This window comes from Streptomyces sp. NPDC052036, assembly GCF_040680495.1.
GTDB lineage: Bacteria > Actinomycetota > Actinomycetes > Streptomycetales > Streptomycetaceae > Streptomyces.
On the sequence record NZ_JBFAWW010000007.1, the window covers coordinates 128,944 to 146,318 of the forward strand.

The 17,375-nt window shown below is 67.4% G+C and carries 18 protein-coding genes and 2 pseudogenes; 7 read left to right on the plus strand and 13 right to left on the minus strand.

Annotated features, from left to right (window positions below; translation table 11 throughout):
- Window positions 1–17: 17 nt before the first annotated feature.
- Entirely contained in the window at window positions 18–1,274 is a 1,257-nt protein-coding gene (locus AB0L95_RS13070) for an MFS transporter (RefSeq protein ID WP_365161222.1), read from the minus strand.
- Window positions 1,275–2,457: 1,183 nt separating this feature from the next.
- Between AB0L95_RS13070 and AB0L95_RS13075 the strand changes: the two genes are divergently transcribed.
- Window positions 2,458–3,687: a cytochrome P450 gene (locus AB0L95_RS13075; protein WP_365161224.1), complete on the plus strand. Its 1,230-nt coding sequence runs from the start codon at window positions 2,458–2,460 to the stop codon at window positions 3,685–3,687.
- A gap of 231 nt (window positions 3,688–3,918) precedes the next feature.
- Here AB0L95_RS13075 and AB0L95_RS13080 read toward each other — a convergent pair whose 3' ends face one another.
- Window positions 3,919–5,238, minus strand: a complete 1,320-nt coding sequence (locus AB0L95_RS13080) for an MFS transporter (RefSeq protein WP_365161226.1) — start codon at window positions 5,236–5,238, stop codon at window positions 3,919–3,921.
- Between the two features lie 21 nt (window positions 5,239–5,259).
- Window positions 5,260–5,805 carry a hypothetical protein gene (locus AB0L95_RS13085; RefSeq protein WP_365161228.1) on the minus strand — a complete coding sequence of 182 codons (546 nt, stop codon included), beginning with the start codon at window positions 5,803–5,805 and terminating at the stop codon, window positions 5,260–5,262.
- 685 nt (window positions 5,806–6,490) lie between these two features.
- On the opposite strand from AB0L95_RS13085, the gene AB0L95_RS13090 reads away from it, so the two are divergent.
- Both AB0L95_RS13090 and AB0L95_RS13095 read left to right on the plus strand, forming a co-directional pair.
- Window positions 6,491–7,477: a cytochrome c oxidase assembly protein gene (locus AB0L95_RS13090; RefSeq protein ID WP_365161229.1), complete on the plus strand. Its 987-nt coding sequence runs from the start codon at window positions 6,491–6,493 to the stop codon at window positions 7,475–7,477.
- A gap of 187 nt (window positions 7,478–7,664) precedes the next feature.
- Window positions 7,665–8,129 (plus strand): hypothetical protein, encoded by a 465-nt coding sequence (locus AB0L95_RS13095; protein WP_365161231.1) that lies wholly within the window; start codon window positions 7,665–7,667, stop codon window positions 8,127–8,129.
- Between the two features lie 516 nt (window positions 8,130–8,645).
- Here AB0L95_RS13095 and AB0L95_RS13100 read toward each other — a convergent pair.
- Window positions 8,646–8,762 (minus strand): annotated as a pseudogene (locus AB0L95_RS13100) (ketosteroid isomerase); the annotation flags it as partial.
- 150 nt (window positions 8,763–8,912) lie between these two features.
- Window positions 8,913–9,413, minus strand: a complete 501-nt coding sequence (locus tag AB0L95_RS13105) for a hypothetical protein (RefSeq protein ID WP_365161233.1) — start codon at window positions 9,411–9,413, stop codon at window positions 8,913–8,915.
- Window positions 9,414–9,460: 47 nt separating this feature from the next.
- Between AB0L95_RS13105 and AB0L95_RS13110 the strand changes: the two genes are divergently transcribed.
- Both AB0L95_RS13110 and AB0L95_RS13115 read left to right on the plus strand, forming a co-directional pair.
- Window positions 9,461–10,405, plus strand: a complete 945-nt coding sequence (locus tag AB0L95_RS13110; RefSeq protein ID WP_365161235.1) for an SDR family NAD(P)-dependent oxidoreductase — start codon at window positions 9,461–9,463, stop codon at window positions 10,403–10,405.
- The gene (locus AB0L95_RS13115) at window positions 10,402–11,007 is read left to right on the plus strand and encodes a TetR/AcrR family transcriptional regulator (protein WP_365161237.1); all 606 of its coding nucleotides are present in this window, start codon (window positions 10,402–10,404) and stop codon (window positions 11,005–11,007) included. The genes AB0L95_RS13110 and AB0L95_RS13115 overlap by 4 nt, the downstream gene beginning before the upstream one ends.
- A gap of 144 nt (window positions 11,008–11,151) precedes the next feature.
- Here AB0L95_RS13115 and AB0L95_RS13120 read toward each other — a convergent pair whose 3' ends face one another.
- Window positions 11,152–11,559, minus strand: a complete 408-nt coding sequence (locus tag AB0L95_RS13120) for a transposase (RefSeq protein ID WP_365161239.1) — start codon at window positions 11,557–11,559, stop codon at window positions 11,152–11,154.
- 405 nt (window positions 11,560–11,964) lie between these two features.
- Here AB0L95_RS13120 and AB0L95_RS13125 point away from each other — a divergent pair, with 405 nt between their 5' ends.
- On the plus strand, window positions 11,965–12,426 hold the full coding sequence (locus tag AB0L95_RS13125; protein WP_365161241.1) for a MarR family transcriptional regulator: 462 nt from the start codon (window positions 11,965–11,967) through the stop codon (window positions 12,424–12,426).
- A 98-nt stretch (window positions 12,427–12,524) separates the two neighbouring features.
- Here the strand turns inward: AB0L95_RS13125 and AB0L95_RS13130 are convergent.
- From AB0L95_RS13130 to AB0L95_RS13150, 5 genes and pseudogenes are all read right to left on the minus strand, one after another.
- Window positions 12,525–12,893: pseudogene (locus AB0L95_RS13130) on the minus strand (transposase); the annotation flags it as partial.
- Window positions 12,894–12,993: 100 nt separating this feature from the next.
- A complete protein-coding gene (locus tag AB0L95_RS13135; protein ID WP_365161243.1) occupies window positions 12,994–13,230 on the minus strand; it encodes a hypothetical protein in 237 nt (78 codons plus the stop codon).
- A complete protein-coding gene (locus AB0L95_RS13140) occupies window positions 13,227–13,400 on the minus strand; it encodes a hypothetical protein (protein WP_365161500.1) in 174 nt (57 codons plus the stop codon). Before AB0L95_RS13140 ends, AB0L95_RS13135 begins: the two co-directional genes overlap by 4 nt.
- Window positions 13,385–13,882, minus strand: coding sequence for a transposase (locus AB0L95_RS13145; protein ID WP_365161245.1), 498 nt, complete (start codon window positions 13,880–13,882; stop codon window positions 13,385–13,387). The genes AB0L95_RS13140 and AB0L95_RS13145 overlap by 16 nt, the downstream gene beginning before the upstream one ends.
- 328 nt (window positions 13,883–14,210) lie before the next feature.
- Window positions 14,211–14,579 carry a hypothetical protein gene (locus AB0L95_RS13150; RefSeq protein WP_365161247.1) on the minus strand — a complete coding sequence of 123 codons (369 nt, stop codon included), beginning with the start codon at window positions 14,577–14,579 and terminating at the stop codon, window positions 14,211–14,213.
- 3 nt (window positions 14,580–14,582) lie between these two features.
- Here AB0L95_RS13150 and AB0L95_RS13155 point away from each other — a divergent pair, with 3 nt between their 5' ends.
- On the plus strand, window positions 14,583–15,335 hold the full coding sequence (locus tag AB0L95_RS13155) for a helix-turn-helix domain-containing protein (protein ID WP_365161249.1): 753 nt from the start codon (window positions 14,583–14,585) through the stop codon (window positions 15,333–15,335).
- A gap of 288 nt (window positions 15,336–15,623) precedes the next feature.
- Here AB0L95_RS13155 and AB0L95_RS13160 read toward each other — a convergent pair whose 3' ends face one another.
- Window positions 15,624–16,028: a hypothetical protein gene (locus AB0L95_RS13160; RefSeq protein WP_365161251.1), complete on the minus strand. Its 405-nt coding sequence runs from the start codon at window positions 16,026–16,028 to the stop codon at window positions 15,624–15,626.
- 249 nt (window positions 16,029–16,277) lie between these two features.
- Window positions 16,278–17,168, minus strand: coding sequence for a heme o synthase (locus AB0L95_RS13165; RefSeq protein WP_365161482.1), 891 nt, complete (start codon window positions 17,166–17,168; stop codon window positions 16,278–16,280).
- Between the last annotated feature and the right edge of the window lie 207 nt (window positions 17,169–17,375).

Genomic DNA, 17,375 nt, shown 5'->3' on the forward strand with positions numbered 1-17,375 from the left:
GACTGCCGGGAGGTGGATCAGTCGGTGGACGGCAGGTCCGGCCGGACCGTCGGCGCGTCCTTGGGGGCGGCGGAGCGTCCGCTCCCGACCAGCCGGGCCGTGGCGGCCAGCACGAGCAGGGCCAGCACCGTGATGCCGCTTCCGGTCAGCGTCAGGCTGGTCATCGAGCCGCCTTGGACGGCGAGCCCGCCGACGGCGCCGCCGATCGCCGCCCCCAGATACGAGGAGGAGCTGTTCAGGGACAGCGCGACGGTCGGAGCCGGGCTGTCCAGACCCGCGATGCGGTGGTTCTGTGCCGTGGGCAGGGCCCAGCAGGCGACGCTGACCACGGCGAGGACCATCCCGAACAGGGCGCGGTTCGACAGCGAGCCGCTCGGTTCCGGCAGGGTGAGCATCACCATGCCCAGCAGACCGGCCAACAGGACGCCCGTGGCCGCGAGATAGGCGCGGTGGCCGCCGAAGGCGTCGGCGGCACGGCCGCCGACGACGCTGCCCAGCACGGCGGCGACACCCCACACCAGCAGATAGGCGCTCACCCCGCTGGAGTCCGCCTTCGTGGTCGTCGTGGTGAGGGGGGCGATGTAGGTGAAGACGGTGAACACACCGGCGCAGGCGAGGGAGTTGGACACCAGGGCCGCCAGGACACCGGGGTGGGCCACGACCCTGAGCCGTTCGCGGACCGTGACGGACGGCGGGGTCGGCACCTGGGGGAGGGCCACGGCCAGGACGATCGCCGCCAGCGCCGCCAGAGCGGCGACCAGGACCAGCGTCGTACGCCAACTGCCCACCGCGCCGACCAGGGTTCCGATCGGCACGCCCAGTGCGGTGGCGGCGGACATACCGCCCGCGACCAGGGCGATCGCGCGGCCGCGCCGCTCTTGCGGGGTGATGCTGACGGTGATGGCCATGCCGCAGGGGATGTACAGGCCGGCCCCCAGGGCCGCGATCAGCCTGGAGAGCATGAGGACCGGGTAGTCGGGGGCGACGGCCCCGAGCGCGTTGGCCGCCACGAAGGCGACCATCGCTGTCAGCAGTAACTGCTTCCGGCGTAACGCGCCGGTGACCGCGGCGAGGACCGGTGCGCTCAGCGCGTAGACAAGAGCGAAGACACTGACGAGCTGGCCGGCACCGGACTGTGTGACATGAAGGTCCGCCGCGATGCGTTCGAGCAGGCCGTTGATGACGAAACTGTCGGTACCGATGCTGAATGCGCCCAGACTGAGCGCCAGCAGGAGCGTGCGGTTCGGCAGGGCGGTCGCGCTCTGCGCCGTCATCCGCCGGCTCCCCTTGGTTCCGGAACGGATTCCACTTCAATACCCCCGTGTGGATCGTGAGATCTGATCTATACAGCCTTCGGATGCGCGGAAGCAGGAGATATCGCACTTTGCTTTACAGCACAGCCGAGGTGACTGCATGGTGCAAGCGGCCGACAAGTTCCCGCTCCACAAGAAGGGAAAGGGCTGCGAGCCTGATGTTTCAAGTATCCCCGCACAAGAGCGGACTCCGCCGGAGTCGCGTGCAAGGGAAAACTACGGCTTGCTTGTCTTGTTGCTCCGTCTACGGACCTCGTGCCCGCCCTCCCTCGGCACCGCCGGCCTCGTCGGCCGACTCGTTCGCCAAGATCGAGCCAAGGCGAACCTAACCGAGCGCCTCGATTGCCGTCAATAGTTAAACGGTGGCCGGGGTTGTGCGGTCATCGCGGGATCGGTTCCACCGCATTTCCGACTCATGGCCGGCCAGATTGGCTGAATCCTTACGACCCCGGCCCATTCGGAACTCGCTGCACAGCCTCGACCGACCAGGGGCGACCAGCCGCGCAGCACGGGACGCGGCACGCCTCCACCTTTCCATTGGCCGGAACATGCCGATGATTCGACAGTCGGCGCGACGACACGCCCGAACGGCGTGAACCCCTCGCTTCCAGGTGGCTTGAAGCGGCCGGTCCCGTCGGCCGATCCGATCATTTCGCGCCCGCGTTCCCAGGGTGTCGCAAATCCATGCGTAAAAAGTTGGCCGAAATCTCGAACCCCCGCACATTCACAAGTTCTTGATAAGCGAGGCAAGTGGGGCATAGGCGCGCAACGCGCCCATAATCAACTGCCTTGACAGACCGAATGGCTGCTGCCTAGCGTCTTGCGGTGGCTCGGACGGGGGTCTGAGGAGTCGCAAGAAAAGAGGTCGGCCGAAAGGCGGCCGCTGGGGCCTGTGAATGGCCGCGACTCGTCAATCTTCCCGCTTCCGGCGATATGGCGTACGCAGAACTTCTGAAGTTCGAGCGAATGGTATTGCAGAGAAGCTGGGAAAGGTGGAGGAAGTGCTTGTCGCATACGGTCGCCTGCTCCCGGCGCCCCGAGCAACCGCCGGGAATCACCCACGGCCCGCCTGCTGCGTGTGTCAAGCGGCTGGCTCGGGCGATCCATCGTCGTCCCGACACCTCATGACCTGGAGGGCGCACGCATGACCACCACCACCGACTCGGCCGGCACCGATGCCGCACCCGCGTATCCCACGGTCCGTACCGGGTGTCCGCTCGATCTGCCACCGCTCGTGGGCGAGATGCGGGAGGAACGTCCCGTCTCCCGGGTGACGCTCTGGGACGGCAGCCGCCCCTGGGTAGTGACCCGGTACTCCGACGCGCGGCAGGCGCTGCGCGATCCCCGGCTGAGCGCGGATCTCCACCGCCCTGGATTTCCGTTCATCTCCCCGGTCCAGAAGGTCCAGCAGAACGAGGATCTCCCGGTCGGCTTTCTGCGCATGGATCCGCCGGAGCACACCAGGCAACGCCGCATGCTCACCGCGGAGTTCATCGTCAAGCGGATGCAGCGGATGCGCCCGGAGGTCGATGCCCTGGTGGAGTCGCTGCTCGACGACATGATCGCCGCCGGCTCCCCCGCGGACCTGGTGGACGCGTTCGCGCTGCCCCTGCCCTCGCTCGTGATCTGCAAGCTGCTCGGTGTGCCCTACCAGGACCACGAGTTCTTCCAGGAACAGAGCCGTCTGATGATCGATCAGACCGCCGGGGTCGAGAAGGTCCTTGCCGCCCGTGAGGAGTTGCGCGCCTACTTCGACCGGCTGGCCACCCACAAGGCCAGTCATCCGGACGACGACCTGCTCAGCAGGCTGGTCGCCGAGCAGGAGGCACCGGGACGCCTCAGCCATGACGAGGTCGTCGGCATGGCTGCCGTGCTTCTCGTCGCAGGGCACGAGACCACCGCCAACATGATCGGCATCGGCGTGCTGAACCTGTTGGAGGCACCCGGCCAGTGGGCGGCACTGTGCGAGGATCCCGACCTGATTCCGGGGGCCGTGGAGGAGCTTCTGCGGTATCAGACCGTCATCCACACCGGGCTGCCGCGGGTGGCCACGGAGGACATGGAGATCGGCGGTGTCACCGTGCGGGCCGGCGAGGGCGTCCTGATCCAGCTGGCCGCCGCCAATCGTGACCCCCGCGTCTTCGACGCCCCGGACCGGCTGGACGTCCGGCACCCGGCGCGCCAGCATCTGGCGTTCGGCTTCGGCGTGCACCAGTGCCTGGGACTGCCGCTCGCCCGCATGGAACTCCAGTCGGCCCTGGAGGGCCTGGTGCGCCGCCTCCCCGGGCTGCGGGTCACCAAGCCCTTGGAGGAGCTCGGCTTCCGCCACCGGATGAACGTCTACGGGCTGTTCGAACTGCCAGTGACCTGGTGAGGCGCTCTCCCGCAGACCTGACTGGGGGCTGACATCCCGACGACGAGCACCCCGGTACGGTCACCGGCGCTGCGCGCCCTGGAGTGCATCCGGTGCGCGACCCGCTACCCGCTCACCGACCACCCACGGGGCTGCCCCGCGTGCGAACTGCACGGCCTCACCGGGCGAACACCGCGCACCATGGACACGTGAACCTGGGCCCGCTCCGCCTGCCCGGCCCGCCCGCCCGGCCTATCGTCGGCCAGTCGGACCGCCGGCGGCGGTGACGGACTCTCGGGGTGCGGAGAGGGTCGCCAGCCGTCGTAGGCCGGCCCGTCGCTGCACCAGGCTCAGCCCGGTGACCCCCGCGCCGAGCACCAGCCAGCCCGCCGGACCGGCCGTCATCACCGCGCCGGTCAGCAGCAGGGGGCCCACCGACTTCTGTACCGACTGGGCCATTCCGGCCACTCCCAGATAGGAGGCACGGGCCCGTGGCGGTGCCAGGCTGACCGCCAGCTCCCACGAGCTCACCGAGCGCATCAGCTCGGCCAGGGTGACCAGCATCGCGGCCGCCAGCATGGCGAGCGAGGCCGGCCAGGCCCCACCGCCGGTGGCGGTCGCCGGCACCAGACAGCACGCGGAGAAGGTGACGCCGTACCAGCCCACTGCCGCGGCTGCCCCGCGCGGCCCTTCGACCCGTGCCGAGATCCGTAGTTGCAGGACCACCACGAGCACGGTGTTGACCACCAGGAAGGCGGGAACAACCGCGTGCGGCGCGCTCGTGTGGTGCACCAGCCACAGCGGCAGACCGACGTTGAGAACCGAGTCGTCCAGGTTCATCGGGATGTCGAGCAGGACGAAGAGCAGGTAGCCGCGGTCTCGCCAAGGACTGGGGGCGTATGACGGTGCGTCAGGTACGTCAGGTGCGTCAGGGGCTCTGCCTTGACCCTGTGCCACGACCAGTCCGTGGCCGGCCGGCTCCCGGGTCCGCCAGACCAGTGCGGCGGCCAGGACGAAGGAGAGCGCGTCGGCCAGGATCAGCGCGCGGTAGGCGTTCGTGGTGCCCACGCCGAGACCGATTGCGGCGATGCCCGCACCGACCGCGTATCCGGCGTTGGCCACACTGCGCGACAGCGCCTGGTAGGTGGCCCGTTGCTCACCCGCGGCCCGGGTGGCGAAGAGCATCTCCAGCGTCTTGGCCGCTCGCTCTCCCAGGCAGGTGAGGGCGACCACGGGCAGCAGGGTGGCGAAGTCGTCGGCCACCAGCAGCAGGCCCATCGTGCCCAGCCGCAGCAGATGACAGCCGATCAGCAGCCCACGCACCGGGAACCGTTCGGCGGCGCGACCCGCCAACGGTGACCCGGCTATCCCCGCAACCGCCCCCGCCCCCAGCAGCAGTCCGAGCCGGCGCGCGTCCAGTCCGCTGACGAAGGTGAAGTACAGCACCGAGGCCGCGGCCCACACCCCGGTCCCGGTCCGGTCCACGCACTGCGCGAGCAGCATGGTCCGCGCGTCCCGCCCGCCCGGCGGCCGCCGCAGCTGCGCTATCAGTCCGTCCCCGGCCCATGACATGACTGGCCCCCGGTTCTCCCATCAGAATAATCTCGACGTCAAGATACTCGATATCGACAGACTTTGCAGTCGATGGCAGGCCGGTGACTCGCCGAGGCTGATGCCGACGTCCGGCCCGGTGGTGCCGTCGGCGTAGGCGACGAGGTAGCCGCTGCCGGCCGGCGAGGGCACCGTGAGATGGAGATCGACTGCACTCACTGCGCTCGCGGGGGCCCCGTGCGCGCCGGTGACCTTGAGTCTGAGCGTGGCGTGAGCGCCGAGCTTGGCGATCTTCCCGCCGGTGCCGGTACGGGTGTTGAGGATCCGTGTCGGGCTGACGGGCCGGAACACCGGGCCGCCCGTGGTGGAGCCGTACCAGCCGACAAGGTCGGCGACGAGGTGTGCCGAGGAACTGCTGTTGTTGGGGAGTACGACCTTGCCGTCGACCACCGGAACTACGATCTGGGCGGGGGCGGTCTGTCCGGTGGTCCGGTAGGGGCCGGTCTGTCCGGTGGTCCGGTAGGGGCCGGTCTGTCCGGTGGTCCGGTAGGGGCCGGTCTGTCCGGTGGTCCGGTAGGGGCCGGTCACTCCGGAGTGGATGGTGCTGTCGGGTGAGACGGTGAGACGCTCGAAGCTCCCAAGTCCCCGTGGGCCGAGGGTCGTTGCACGGAGGGCAGGAGATCCGGCCGGGCCGCAGATCGAGTGGCAGACGAGTCGGGCTGTACGCCGGGTATTCCTGGAACACCTTTCTGACCTGCGCCTTCTCGGACCGGATCGGCTGTGAGCTGCTAGGTCGGGTTGCAGAGGCGATCGGAGGCAGCCAGAGGAACCCGCTCTGATTCGACCCCGGTTCGACCCGGGTCGCTCAATGGAAATCAGAGGCAGTCGCCTCAGGATCTGCCCTCTGAGCGGCCCGAGTTGGCCGGCGTGGATCAAGGGTGAAGCTTCTGACGAGTCACCGGTTCGCCTCCCGTCGAGCAACGATGGGGACGCCCGCCTCCCGCCGGTGCCGGCACGCACGAAGGCCCCCGACACACCCGAACTCAGGGCCACCGGAGCCGCGTTCAAAGCCTCCGAGCGGAACCGGGGGGGGCTCTACGGGCGCTTGCCTTCCGGCCGCCTTCGATGTTCGGGACCACTCCCTGACGAGGCGGCGCCAGCGCGGTGCCCCTGGTGCCGAGTTCCCCTTTCCGATGGGCTAGCGTAGCCTGCAGTCTAACTGCAAGTAGACGCCTGCGGGTGCATCGCGGGATGACGGGAAGGAAGGTGCGGCGTGCTGCCGGAACTCGACGTTGCCCGGGGGTTCTCGTCCTGGACGCTCGACCCGGTGGCTCTGGCCGCCGTGGTCGTACTCGGCGGGCTGTACGCCGCGGGAGTGGTCCGACGGGTGAGGTCCGGGCAGCGCTGGTCGGCGACCAGGACCCTGGCTTTCGCGCTGCTCGGGCTCGGCATGCTCGTGGTGGCCACCATGTCGTCGCTCGCCGTCTACGACCGGGTGCTGTTCTGGCCGGCCGCGGTGCAGAACATCCTGCTCGACCTGCTGGTCCCGCTGGGCCTTGCGCTCGGCGACCCCCTGGGCCTCGCCGACCCGGACGGTCCCGTGCAGCGGGCGGTGACCTCGCGGCCGGTGAGGATCCTGACGTTCCCGCTGGTCAGTTCGGTGTTCGTGCTTGCGTCCGAGCTGACGATCTACTTCACGCCATACTTCCCTGCGGCGCTGCAGGGTGGTCTGGTGCTGCAGCTGATGCATGCCCAACTGCTCCTGACCGGCTGCCTGTTCATCCTGCCAATACTCACCCGCCAGGAGATGCTCCCACGCTGGTGCACCTACCCGGTCAGGGCGGCGCTGGTCTTCTTCGACGGACTCTTCGACTCGATTCCAGGCATCGCCGTCATGACCACCGGCACCCTTGTCGCAGGGAACTGGTACCGCGCCCACCCCCGAACCTGGGGTCCCACCCCGGAGTTCGACCAGATGCTCGGCGGCGGCCTGATGCTGACGCTGGCTGAACTGGTCGCCTTCCCCTTCTTGATCGCGGTGTTCGTCCAGTGGTGGCGCGCGGAGCGGGACAAGACCGCCGAGCTGGACGCGCGCCTCGACCGCGAGCTCACCCCCGTTGCCGGATCCGCTCCGGCGGACCCGGCGGCGCCGGAACCCGCGCCGGCCTCCGTCGCAGCCGGGACCCCCCAGGCTCCGGAGCGGTTCCGCCCCTGGTGGGAGACCGACCTGGGCGAGGTAGGCCAGCGCATGCGCCGATGAAAGGGCCGTTCACGGGCCCAGCCAAGGAACGGAGGCATGCCAATGTAGGCGAGGAAGTAATCGCAACGGCAGTCATAAGTCTGCCAGCCAAAACGTCTTTCACATGGCGCTCGATTTCGGGTGTCTGAGCAATAGGAACGGCAATGTTCTTCATACGTAATTCACGATCGGCGAAGCGCACTGAATCATGACCAAGATCCTTCTTTCTCTCCATGTCCTGGCTGCCATCATCGCGATCGGCCCCGTTTCCGTTGCGGCCAGTATGTTCCCGCCGGCTGCCCGCCGTGCCGGGGCAAGCGAGTCGGACACCTCCACGGCGGCTACGATCCAACTCCTCCACCGAATCTGCCGGGTCTACGCCGGCATCGGTCTGGCTGTCCCGGTACTGGGGTTCGCCACTGCCTCGTACATGGGCATTCTCGGGAGTGCATGGCTGATCGCATCGATCATCTTGACCGCGGCGGCGGCTGGTATCCTCGTCGCCCTCGTGCTGCCCAGCCAAGACAAGCTCCTTGCGCACATCACCACCCACGGCGCCATCGAGCGATCACACACTGCTCAACTAGCCATGTATACCGGCCTTTTCAACCTGCTGTGGGCAGTAGTCACTGTGTTGATGGTCGTCCGTCCCGGCTCCACCACGGGAGTGTGAACTCACCTCCCCGGCACTTCTCCTGATAAATCTCGCCACGGTGCAGAATGCTTCCATTGCATCCTTGACTGACCCAATCCACGGATGCGGGTGTTCGGTTGCAATCGGCTGCGTGTTGCGCAATCCACTGAAGCGAGGTGCAATCGTCGTCCTGGCTTCCATTCCTGGCGTAGGAGCTACTCTCGCCCTGAGGCAGCTCTCCTCTGCCGAGAAGACAATTGTGTCCGCCTGCGGCTGACTGTGCAGCAGCAGCCCACTACGGCGACCAGCGAGAATCAACAATTACGTTCGGTTGAGGGACGGCTTTCTAAAGCCTTACCCTGCTCTCTGTTTCCTCAGCTCAGTAAGGCAGCAAGCCGTGCCCTGACTTGTTCATCGTCGTGCAGGCGGCGGCCGGCGACGCCGTGCTGCTCGGCCTCCTGGCGGGCGGCGGCGTAGGCGGCGGCCTGGTCCATGCGGGCCTGGGACCACCACAGATCTCCGAGGATGCGATGGCCTGGCGGCCTTTCGACGGTTCTCCGCCTCGAATGCCTGGGCGACAGTCAGGCTGTCCTCGTAGGCATGGCGCCGGATGATAAGACCGTCTTCGGCGGTGAGATGCAGAGCAAATCGCGCGTGATGCGCACGTCCCGAGCGCGACTTCCACGTGCGGGGTCGTCCCGGTAGCACGCCTGGTTGCTCTGGTCGTCCGGCGTGCCGTCGACCAGGAGCCACCCTCCACAGGACGTCCTTGTGGCAGTCGGGGCAGGGGCGCAGCTCGCGCGGGATGGGAATCACCAGCGGTCACCCGACCCCGCCCGGACGTTCGACCACGGTCCGGTCCGGCACGTAGTCGCCGCGGCGGAGCGGCTTGGACCACAGCCGCCCCTCGAAACGGCCGCCGCAGCCGCCCCAACCGCGCGGGCAGCCCTTCGCGGGGGCGGGCGGTGGGCGGGCACCGGGCATCGGCGCCTCCCCCGCAGCCGCCCCGGCCTGGCGGGTCACCCGGATCAGCATCGTGACGTGCGGCCGCGTCACAACGTCGCCGAGCCGCATGTCCGGGCCGACCACGTGCTCGTCGGAGTCGTCCGACAGCACACCCACCGTGAGGACCTGGCCCTTGCGCTTCTTGTCGGTCAGGCCGTCGACCGCCGCCTTGCAGCTCGGGTACCAGTTCGCGGGGTCCCGCACACGCCTCGTGGCCGGGGAGTACACGCCGCGGATGGAGATCCGTTCGAGCCTGGGAATGCGGGCCGGCGTGTCAGCTGCGGTTTCGTCGCTCGATGCGGAGGTGAACCACGGCATGTTACGGTACTGAGTACCACTTGGAACTCGATACCGAGGAGACTGCCATGGATAGCCGGACCATCGTGTTGACCGGAGTGACCCGCGGTTTCGGCCGCGAGTCCGTCGAGTTGCTGATCCGGGAACGGCCGCAGGACCACTACGTCGTACTGGCTCGCCGCGGCGGCGAACGCCTCGCTGCGGATCTCGCCGAGGCCACCGGCGCTTCCGGGGTCACCGGCTTGGACTGTGACCTCGCTTCGCTCGCCGAGATCAGGCGGGCGGTGGAGGAGATTCTGCGTGGGCTCGACACCGGGTACCTGCCGCCGCTCGGTGGCTATCTCGGCAACGCCGGCCTGACGGTCACGACGACCGGGAAACGCACCACGGACGGGTACGAGATGACCTTCGGGGTCAATGTGCTGTCCCACTACCTGCTCGTCAGGGAGCTGCTGCCCCGGTTTACCGGTCCGGGCTGGATCGTGCTTACCTCGAGCGACTGCCACTTCGGGCAGTTCCGCTACACGCTCGGCGCCACGCCGCCGCCGCGCTGGGAGACGCCGGAACGACTGGCCACGCCTCGTGCCGGTGGCGCGCGGGAGGCCGGGCGGGCGTACGCGACCAGCAAACTCGGCGTCATCTACCTGACCCACGCGCTGGCCCGCCGCCTGCCCGAGAGCGTCGGTGTCTACTCCTACAACCCGGCGCTCGTCGCGGGCACCGACTTCTTCCGCCACGCCCCGGGGCCCGTGCGGGGCGTGCTCAACGGCTACTTCCAGCTTCAGCGATTCCTCGGCCGGGGCATGACGCCGCAGCAGGCGGGCGCGCGGCTCACTGAGACGATCCTGACCGGACTGACCGCCCGGACCGGGTCCTACCTCGATCGCGGCCGCAACGTGCCGTCGTCGCCTGAGTCGCACGACGAGGCCCGCGAGGAGGAGCTGTGGCGCGAGGCCGCTCGCCTCGTCGACGCTGACCGGCGGACGGGACGGGCGGATATCCTGGCCGAATGAGCGCGAACAAGGTTCCGGTGGAGTCATTGCGGGACCGCAAACGCCGCCAGACCCGGGAACGGATCATCGAGACGGCCTTCGCGCTCTTCATGGAACGGGGGTTCGACGTCGTCACCGTGGACGAGATCGCCCAGCGGGCCGAGATCGGCCGCACCACCTTCTTCCGCTACTTCGGCGACAAGCAGGAAGTCGTCTTCTCCACCGAGGACGACTTCCTGCGCGCGCTCACCACGGCCATGCACGATGCGCCCACCGAGCCGCTCCAGGATCTCGCGCAGGCACTGACCAGATCTCGGCGGCTGCTGCTCGCGATCTGCACCGAGGCCGCCCGCAACCCCGGCCACTACGCGGTTTACCACCGTCTGGTCAAGCAGCACCCCGAGCTCGAAGACCGCCACACCCGCAAGACCCGGCACTACGCCGACCTCCTCGAGAAACACCTGATCGACCACGGCACCCCGCCGGCCACCGCCGTCCTCGCCGCCCAGTTGACCGTCGCCTGCTACCAGGCGGCGTGGCGCCTCGGCAGCCACGACGCGACGGCGGTGCTCCGCGAAGCGAATGACGCCTTCGACCTGCTGCTGGCCGCCACCGGCGCATGACCGGCGGACTGGCCTTCGCTCGGCCGGGACATGCGCAACCTCGCAGCCGGCTCGACCACCAGTCCAGCACTCAGGCAGATACCGTTCCCGATCAATCAGCCGAGACCCCGCCACTGTCAATCCCCTCCGACTGTGGAGACCTTCCTATGCAACCAGCCCCTCGGTGAGGGTGGCTCGGTGGTCGTGTTCGTAGTCGATCGGGCTCTTGAAGCCGCACACGCTGTGAAGCCGCCGCGCGGTGCAGAAGTCGGTGATCCAGGTGGCGATCCTGATCCGGCCCTGGCACGGGTGGCGAAAGTGTGCCGGTGGACGTACTCGACCTTGAGCACGCTGTTGAACGTCACTCCCGCCGCCCGGCGCGGTACCCGCGCGACGGGCCCGCGATACCCAACTGGCCAGCGTGATCTCGTTGATCCCCAGATCCTTCGCGACCTCGGCGACGGCCTTGCCGGTCTCGGTGACGATCCGTACGGCCCCTCGCGGAACTCCGCATCGAACTTCCGCCGCTTGTCTGCCATGACTCCCAACTTCCCCTGCAGTCACGGTCTCCACGCTACGAGGGGAGGGACACGCGGTGGCCTGCCCTTGTCCAGGGAGCATTCAGCGACTGCGGATGCACGCCCCGGGCAGACACCCGCGCGTTCACGACCCTCGACCGGCTACACCACTTCGCGGGACACCATCGGGTAGCGGGATGGACGTGCCATGAGATGAGACCTGTACTCGTGATGGCAACACTCTGAGCTTAGGTTTGATAGCGCCGTGTGGGCGTGCGCGGTGACACGGAGAGGGGCCCAGGTGGGCGGGACGTTGGAAAGCGTCCCTGAGGAGACGAGGCCATACGGTCGATCTGCTCGTTCCGATACGGTGGGAGTGCTCCGACATGGCCCGGGAAGGAAGACGCGAATGGCAGACGCAGGGGACGCCAGCTCGGCACAATACCCACTGGGCCCAACGATGATCATGATCCTCCAGGGGCGTTTTTTGGAAGGACGGGTAGAGGACTCACTGAAGGGCATCGGCCTGTCCCTGCGACGCCTGGGCCTCTTGGGGCACCTGCGACATGATCCAGGCATCTCGTTCAGCGCACTGGCGCGGCGAGCGGGGATCAAAGTGCAGAGCCTGCATCCGATCATCGACGCGCTGATCTCTGACGGATACGTCGCCACCGTCGGGAGCGGGGGGCAGGGCCGCGCAGCGGTGATAGAGCTGACGGACCGTGGCGTGAAGGTGCTCGAGCGGGCAACCCAGTTGATCGCGGACTACGACCATGAGGTGTTCGCCGAGGACGAGTGGAAGGACCTGGGTACAGCGCTTACTCGTTTGGGGGAGGCGTTGTGGCGCGAGCGTATGGCCTCATCCGGTGGAGTGACCGCTCCGGCGGCGACCCCCGTTGCCGGGCGTCCTTCCCGAGGCTGACGTCTTCTCTGGGTCCGTGGGAGCTTCCTTTGCTTGGGAGTGGTTGTTCGGCCATGCCCTGAGAGGGCGTTTGAAGCAGGCAAATTGCCCTTGCCCCAGTAAGTTCCTCGCCAGGTGGGGGTCGACTCGTCCGTTATGCGCCTCGCGAGGTGGTCGATCGACGCGATGTGGATCACGGCTTCGGAGCTGGCGGTGAGGGTCTCGTAGTCGCGGGCGAGGCGGCGGTGCATCATGATCCAACCGATACTCCGCTCGACCACCCAGCGCCTTTTCACGACGTGAAACCCACGAGTGCCCGGGTTTCTGCTGACGACTTCGACATCGATTCCGAGGCGGGCGCCGTGCTCAATGACGGCGTTCTTGAAGCCGGTGTCGACCCAGCTCTCGGAGATGGTCGGGTACTTCTCCTTCGCCTGGTCGAGGAGGCGTATTCCCAGGGCGTTCTCCGAGAGGCCGGCGGCGGTGATTCCGCGGCACCTTCACACCAGACGGACTTCCGGGCACAGAAGCGCACGAGACGGATGGCCAGGGCTGTTGCAAAGTTGCGTGGTCTTGAATCATTGCTGATCAGGTGAGGTCGAGGAGGTCCCGCGGGCGGCGGAAGGGTTCGCAGGACATCTCGCGGAGGCCGGCTGAGATGTTCGCGTGGCCCGCCGCGCGGAGCTGGTTGATCGCGAAGCTGCGCAGGGTGGCCATGTTCCCGGGTCCGTGGCCGGTGCGGACTTTCGAGGCGTCCTCGGCGAAGGTGGTGTCGCGGACAAAGTGGTGCCGGTTCTCGATGGTCCACTGCGAGCGCGCGATCACCGCGAGACCTCGGGGGATGCCTGGCGACTGGTGAGGTCGGTGATCACGCAGACGGTCTCGCGGATACGTTTACCGGTCTTCACGCGGGTCCGGTGCCGGACGATCTTCGCGACCTGCGCGGCGTGCGGGAAGTCGATGCCGAGGGCGGTGACGGTCAGGACCTGTACCACCCGGGTCTCCAACCGCCCGTGGCCGTGGGATCGGTCGTAGAACTTCGCCGTCGCCTTGTCCCAGGGCAGGTCTTGAGCTGCGCGTACAGGATCGGCTGGTTCTTGACGGTGAAGGCGTAGTGCGCGTCCTTCTGCTCGACGAGGAAGTGGGCGTGTGCGCGTTGGGTGTGCAGGGCGTCGGCGGTCACTGTCACATCGGCCAGGTCGTAGGGCTCCAACAGGGCGGCGAAGCAGGTGATTTCGTTGGTCTTGTCCGGCACCCGCAGCTGGGTGACGGCCGTCCCGGCACCGGTCATCGCGGCCAGCAGATGGGCGGCCGGGCTGTCGCCGCTGCGCGAGCCGCGGGCGCTCTTGCCGTCCACGGCCAGGGTGTCGGACCTGGCCGGGTCGGCGCCGAGCAGGTCGGCAAGCCCGCTGGGGCAGGTGGCGTTGATGATCCGGCGGACGGTCGCCGTGCTCGGCGCGACACGGATGGCGAACACGCTGGTGGTGCGGGCACCGAGCCGGGTGAGAGCCTCCTGCGGAGCGTTCCTGGCCCACGCCGATCGCGGCGAACGAACGCGCTCCGGCCGGCACGGCTGAGCACGCGATGAGCAGTACGCTCACGAACGGGTGACGCTTCCCGCGCGGGTGCCGCGGATCCGCCAGTGTGGCCAGTCGCTGCGGCAGTCCCGGCAGTGCGCGGTGCTGACGCAAGGGCGACTTGATCAGGCAGACACTGGCGGACTGACGGCACAACGAAGCTCCGGTTCGGCAGGGCGACTTGAGTGGCTGTTCTGCGAGTGTTCGGCCAGGCCTTGGTGGCCGGGCTCAAACCGTCGTCGCAACAGCGACGGCCCAACCGACGTAGGCAAAGTTGAGAAGCACCTTGACGGTTGCGCTCGCCAACCCGCGAGCACGGCGCGGCCGCTCAGCCACGACCCGGGCCAGCCCATCGAGATGCGCGACGACGAAGACCGAGATCAACGCCGCGGCGATCCACCCGCCCGCCGCTCGGCTCCGCGGCGCGAGGAGGAGAACGCTGTCGATGATCAGCGCAACCCCGCCCGCAGCGACGAGCAGTCGTGCGCGCCCCAGCCAAGAAGGGACCAACCGGCGGACGTAGTCCGGGCGCACGAAGTGCGCGACGCCGTTGCCAATCAGGAAGGCCGCCAAGGCGACGGCCGCAATAGAATTCATGCCATGACAGTGCCACCGACCCGGGCCTGGACGCTTGAACGAAACGATCGCGCCCTCCACTTCGCCTCCGGCCCGGCGGCGACGATGTTCGCCGAGTCCGGCGCCTTTCGGGTACGCCCCCACCGGCACCCAGCGTGGAAGATCGTGCTCACGCTCGGCGGCGGTGTCGAGGTCGGCTACGGCGGCAACCGCACCGTCACCGCGGTCGGCGTGATCGTGCCGCCGCAGCTGGCACACACCTGCGCCGTCTCGTCGGCCTACGTCGCCCTCTTCCTGGACCCGTGGGAGCTGGCGCTCGGCACCGGCCCGACCCGCCTGAGCCAGACCGCGACCCACCGCGTACTCGCGGCCCTCGACCATCCCGGCCCCGGCGCCGACCTGGACGCGGCCCGTGCCGAGCTCGCGACCCTCGCCGGAGCGGGCGCCCCGCTCGATTCCAGGGTCGCCCACGCGGTGCGGGAGATCACCCGCCCCGGGTCCACCGCCACGATCGGCGCGCTCGCCGCTCAGGTCGGGCTCTCCCACCCGCGGTTGCGCACCCTCGTCCGCGACGGGGTGGGTATCCCGCTCCCGCGGCTACGCCTGTGGGCCATGCTGCGCACCGCCATGACCGAACTACCGGCCGAGTCCGCGGCCGCCGCGGCTGCTTTCGCGGGCTTCGCCGACCAGGCGCACCTCACCCGCACGGCGCGAACCCTCGCCGGCCGCAACCCGTCGGAGATCCTCCGCCCGGGAGCGTCCGGCGCCCCGGCGTAGACCCGTCAACCCTGGCATTCATGGCCCCGGCGGGCCCCCTCTCGGAGCCGATCAACTCCGCTTCCTTCTGCCCGGATCCCATGCCTCATCCGGCAGATCACTCGGGTACGACTCGTGCCCGCCCATGCTTTCCAGCGGACCGTGCCCCGGGCCGACCGTGAAGCCCCAGAACCGGACAACCCGCCCTCAAGCGCGACGAGAACCACCGAACACCCGCAGAACAGCCACTGAGAGGCACCCGCTCCAACCGGGGCTTCGTTGTGTACGAGACGGGCCGACGAGCAGTCGTCACGCCACCGCGGCCTCCGACTTCGCAGCGTCACCGGAACTTTGAAACAGCCCCCGGGCCCTGACCGACGACCTTCGTGCGCAGATCGACGACCTGCAGACCCGGCTACAGCAGGCCGAGACACACCTCGAGCACCACGCGATCACCGCAAGACCGTCACCGGCTGCGGTGGACGCATTATCGACGACCGAGAGCGGGGGCCAGATCGTCGCACAGCCGAATGTGCAGCTAACCGTCGAGGCGTTGTCCGGCTTAAAGACATAGAGAACGTTACCCTTGCCATCGACGAGTATGTCGCCAAGATCTTTGGAGTCCAGTACTGCTATGGCCGATGTTCGAGCACCAACTTTTGCTGAGCCACCGGCTGTGCAGCCGACGAGTGTGGCGGCGAGGCCTATAGCCATTTCAACCGAGGACGCTAAAGAATTCCTGCGGTACGCTCGCCTTGAGAGGGGTGACGCGATATCGAATCACCACGTCGCGATTAGCTTAGAAGCGATCGCCCATACCAGTCATGTTTCCCAGCGACGCCGGGCAGGATCGCGAACAGGGCGCTAGACCGGCGTCTTCGTCGTCTGAGGCGCCACTTTCCTGTCCGATCGAGTAGGAATAGGACCGACGGAGCATCTCTTCGCCGGGATGTTCAGCGCGATTCAGTATTGCACGAGTGTATCGATGGCCACTGCGGCGAACAACAATGCAAGATACGCATTCGATACCGCAAACATCCGCATTGGTCGCGCGGCGGCTTCCGCTCGTCGGGCAGCGGCTTGGAGTCGAAGAGCTTCCCATACGAACCACGCTCCTCCGACTACAGCCACCATTGCATAGGTCCAACTCATTCCTGCAATAGGAATGAGGAGAATGGAGGTCATGGCAGTCATGACGGCATATGCAATCACCCTCTTGGCCACGTGCTCGATTCCGTGGATTGCGCCGAGCATGGGGACGCTGACACGGCGGTAGTCCTCGCCGTACTTGACGGACAGAGGCCAATAATGAGCCGGGGTCCAAAAGAAAATCACCAGAAAGAGCATTACCGCCGGCCATGACACGGTCCCTGTCCCTGATGCCCAGCCGATGAATACAGGGAAGCAGCCCGCGATGCCGCCCCACACTATGTTTTGCTCAGTGCGACGCTTGAGGAGAATTGTGTACACGACGACATACCATAGAATCGCGCAGACAGACAGTACAGCGGCAAGGTAATTCACAAGGCACCAGAACCAAACCGTCGAGGAGATGGCCAGGAGCCAGGCGAAGATCAATCCGGACCGCGGTGTCACCTCTCCGGTCACCAAAGGGCGACCAGATGTGCGTCTCATCCGGGCATCCATGTCTCGGTCTAGGTACATGTTGAAAGCCGATGCGCTGCCCGAGCTTGCCGCTCCACCAATGAGTGTCACCAAGATGAGCAGCAAATTCGGCAAGCCGCCATGAGCCAAAACCATGGTCGGCACAGTCGTGACAAGCAGAAGTTCCATGACTCGCGGCTTTGTCATAACAACGTAGGCGCGAACGCGTAGAAATCTTCCATATGCAATTGAGCCTGACGGGTCGCGCGTGAGATGGGATGCGAGTTGTTCACTCCGCTCTTCTGAGTTTCGATTCTTAGTGCGCACGCTGTTTTGTCGAGCGTCTCCGCTGCTCACAACGGCCTACCTTTCCGGCGTAGGGCGGCAAGCCTCGCGGCTGCTCCCGCATCGACTCTCGATCCGCGCCACTTGCAGCCTAGCTGTAAGTTCGAGGCG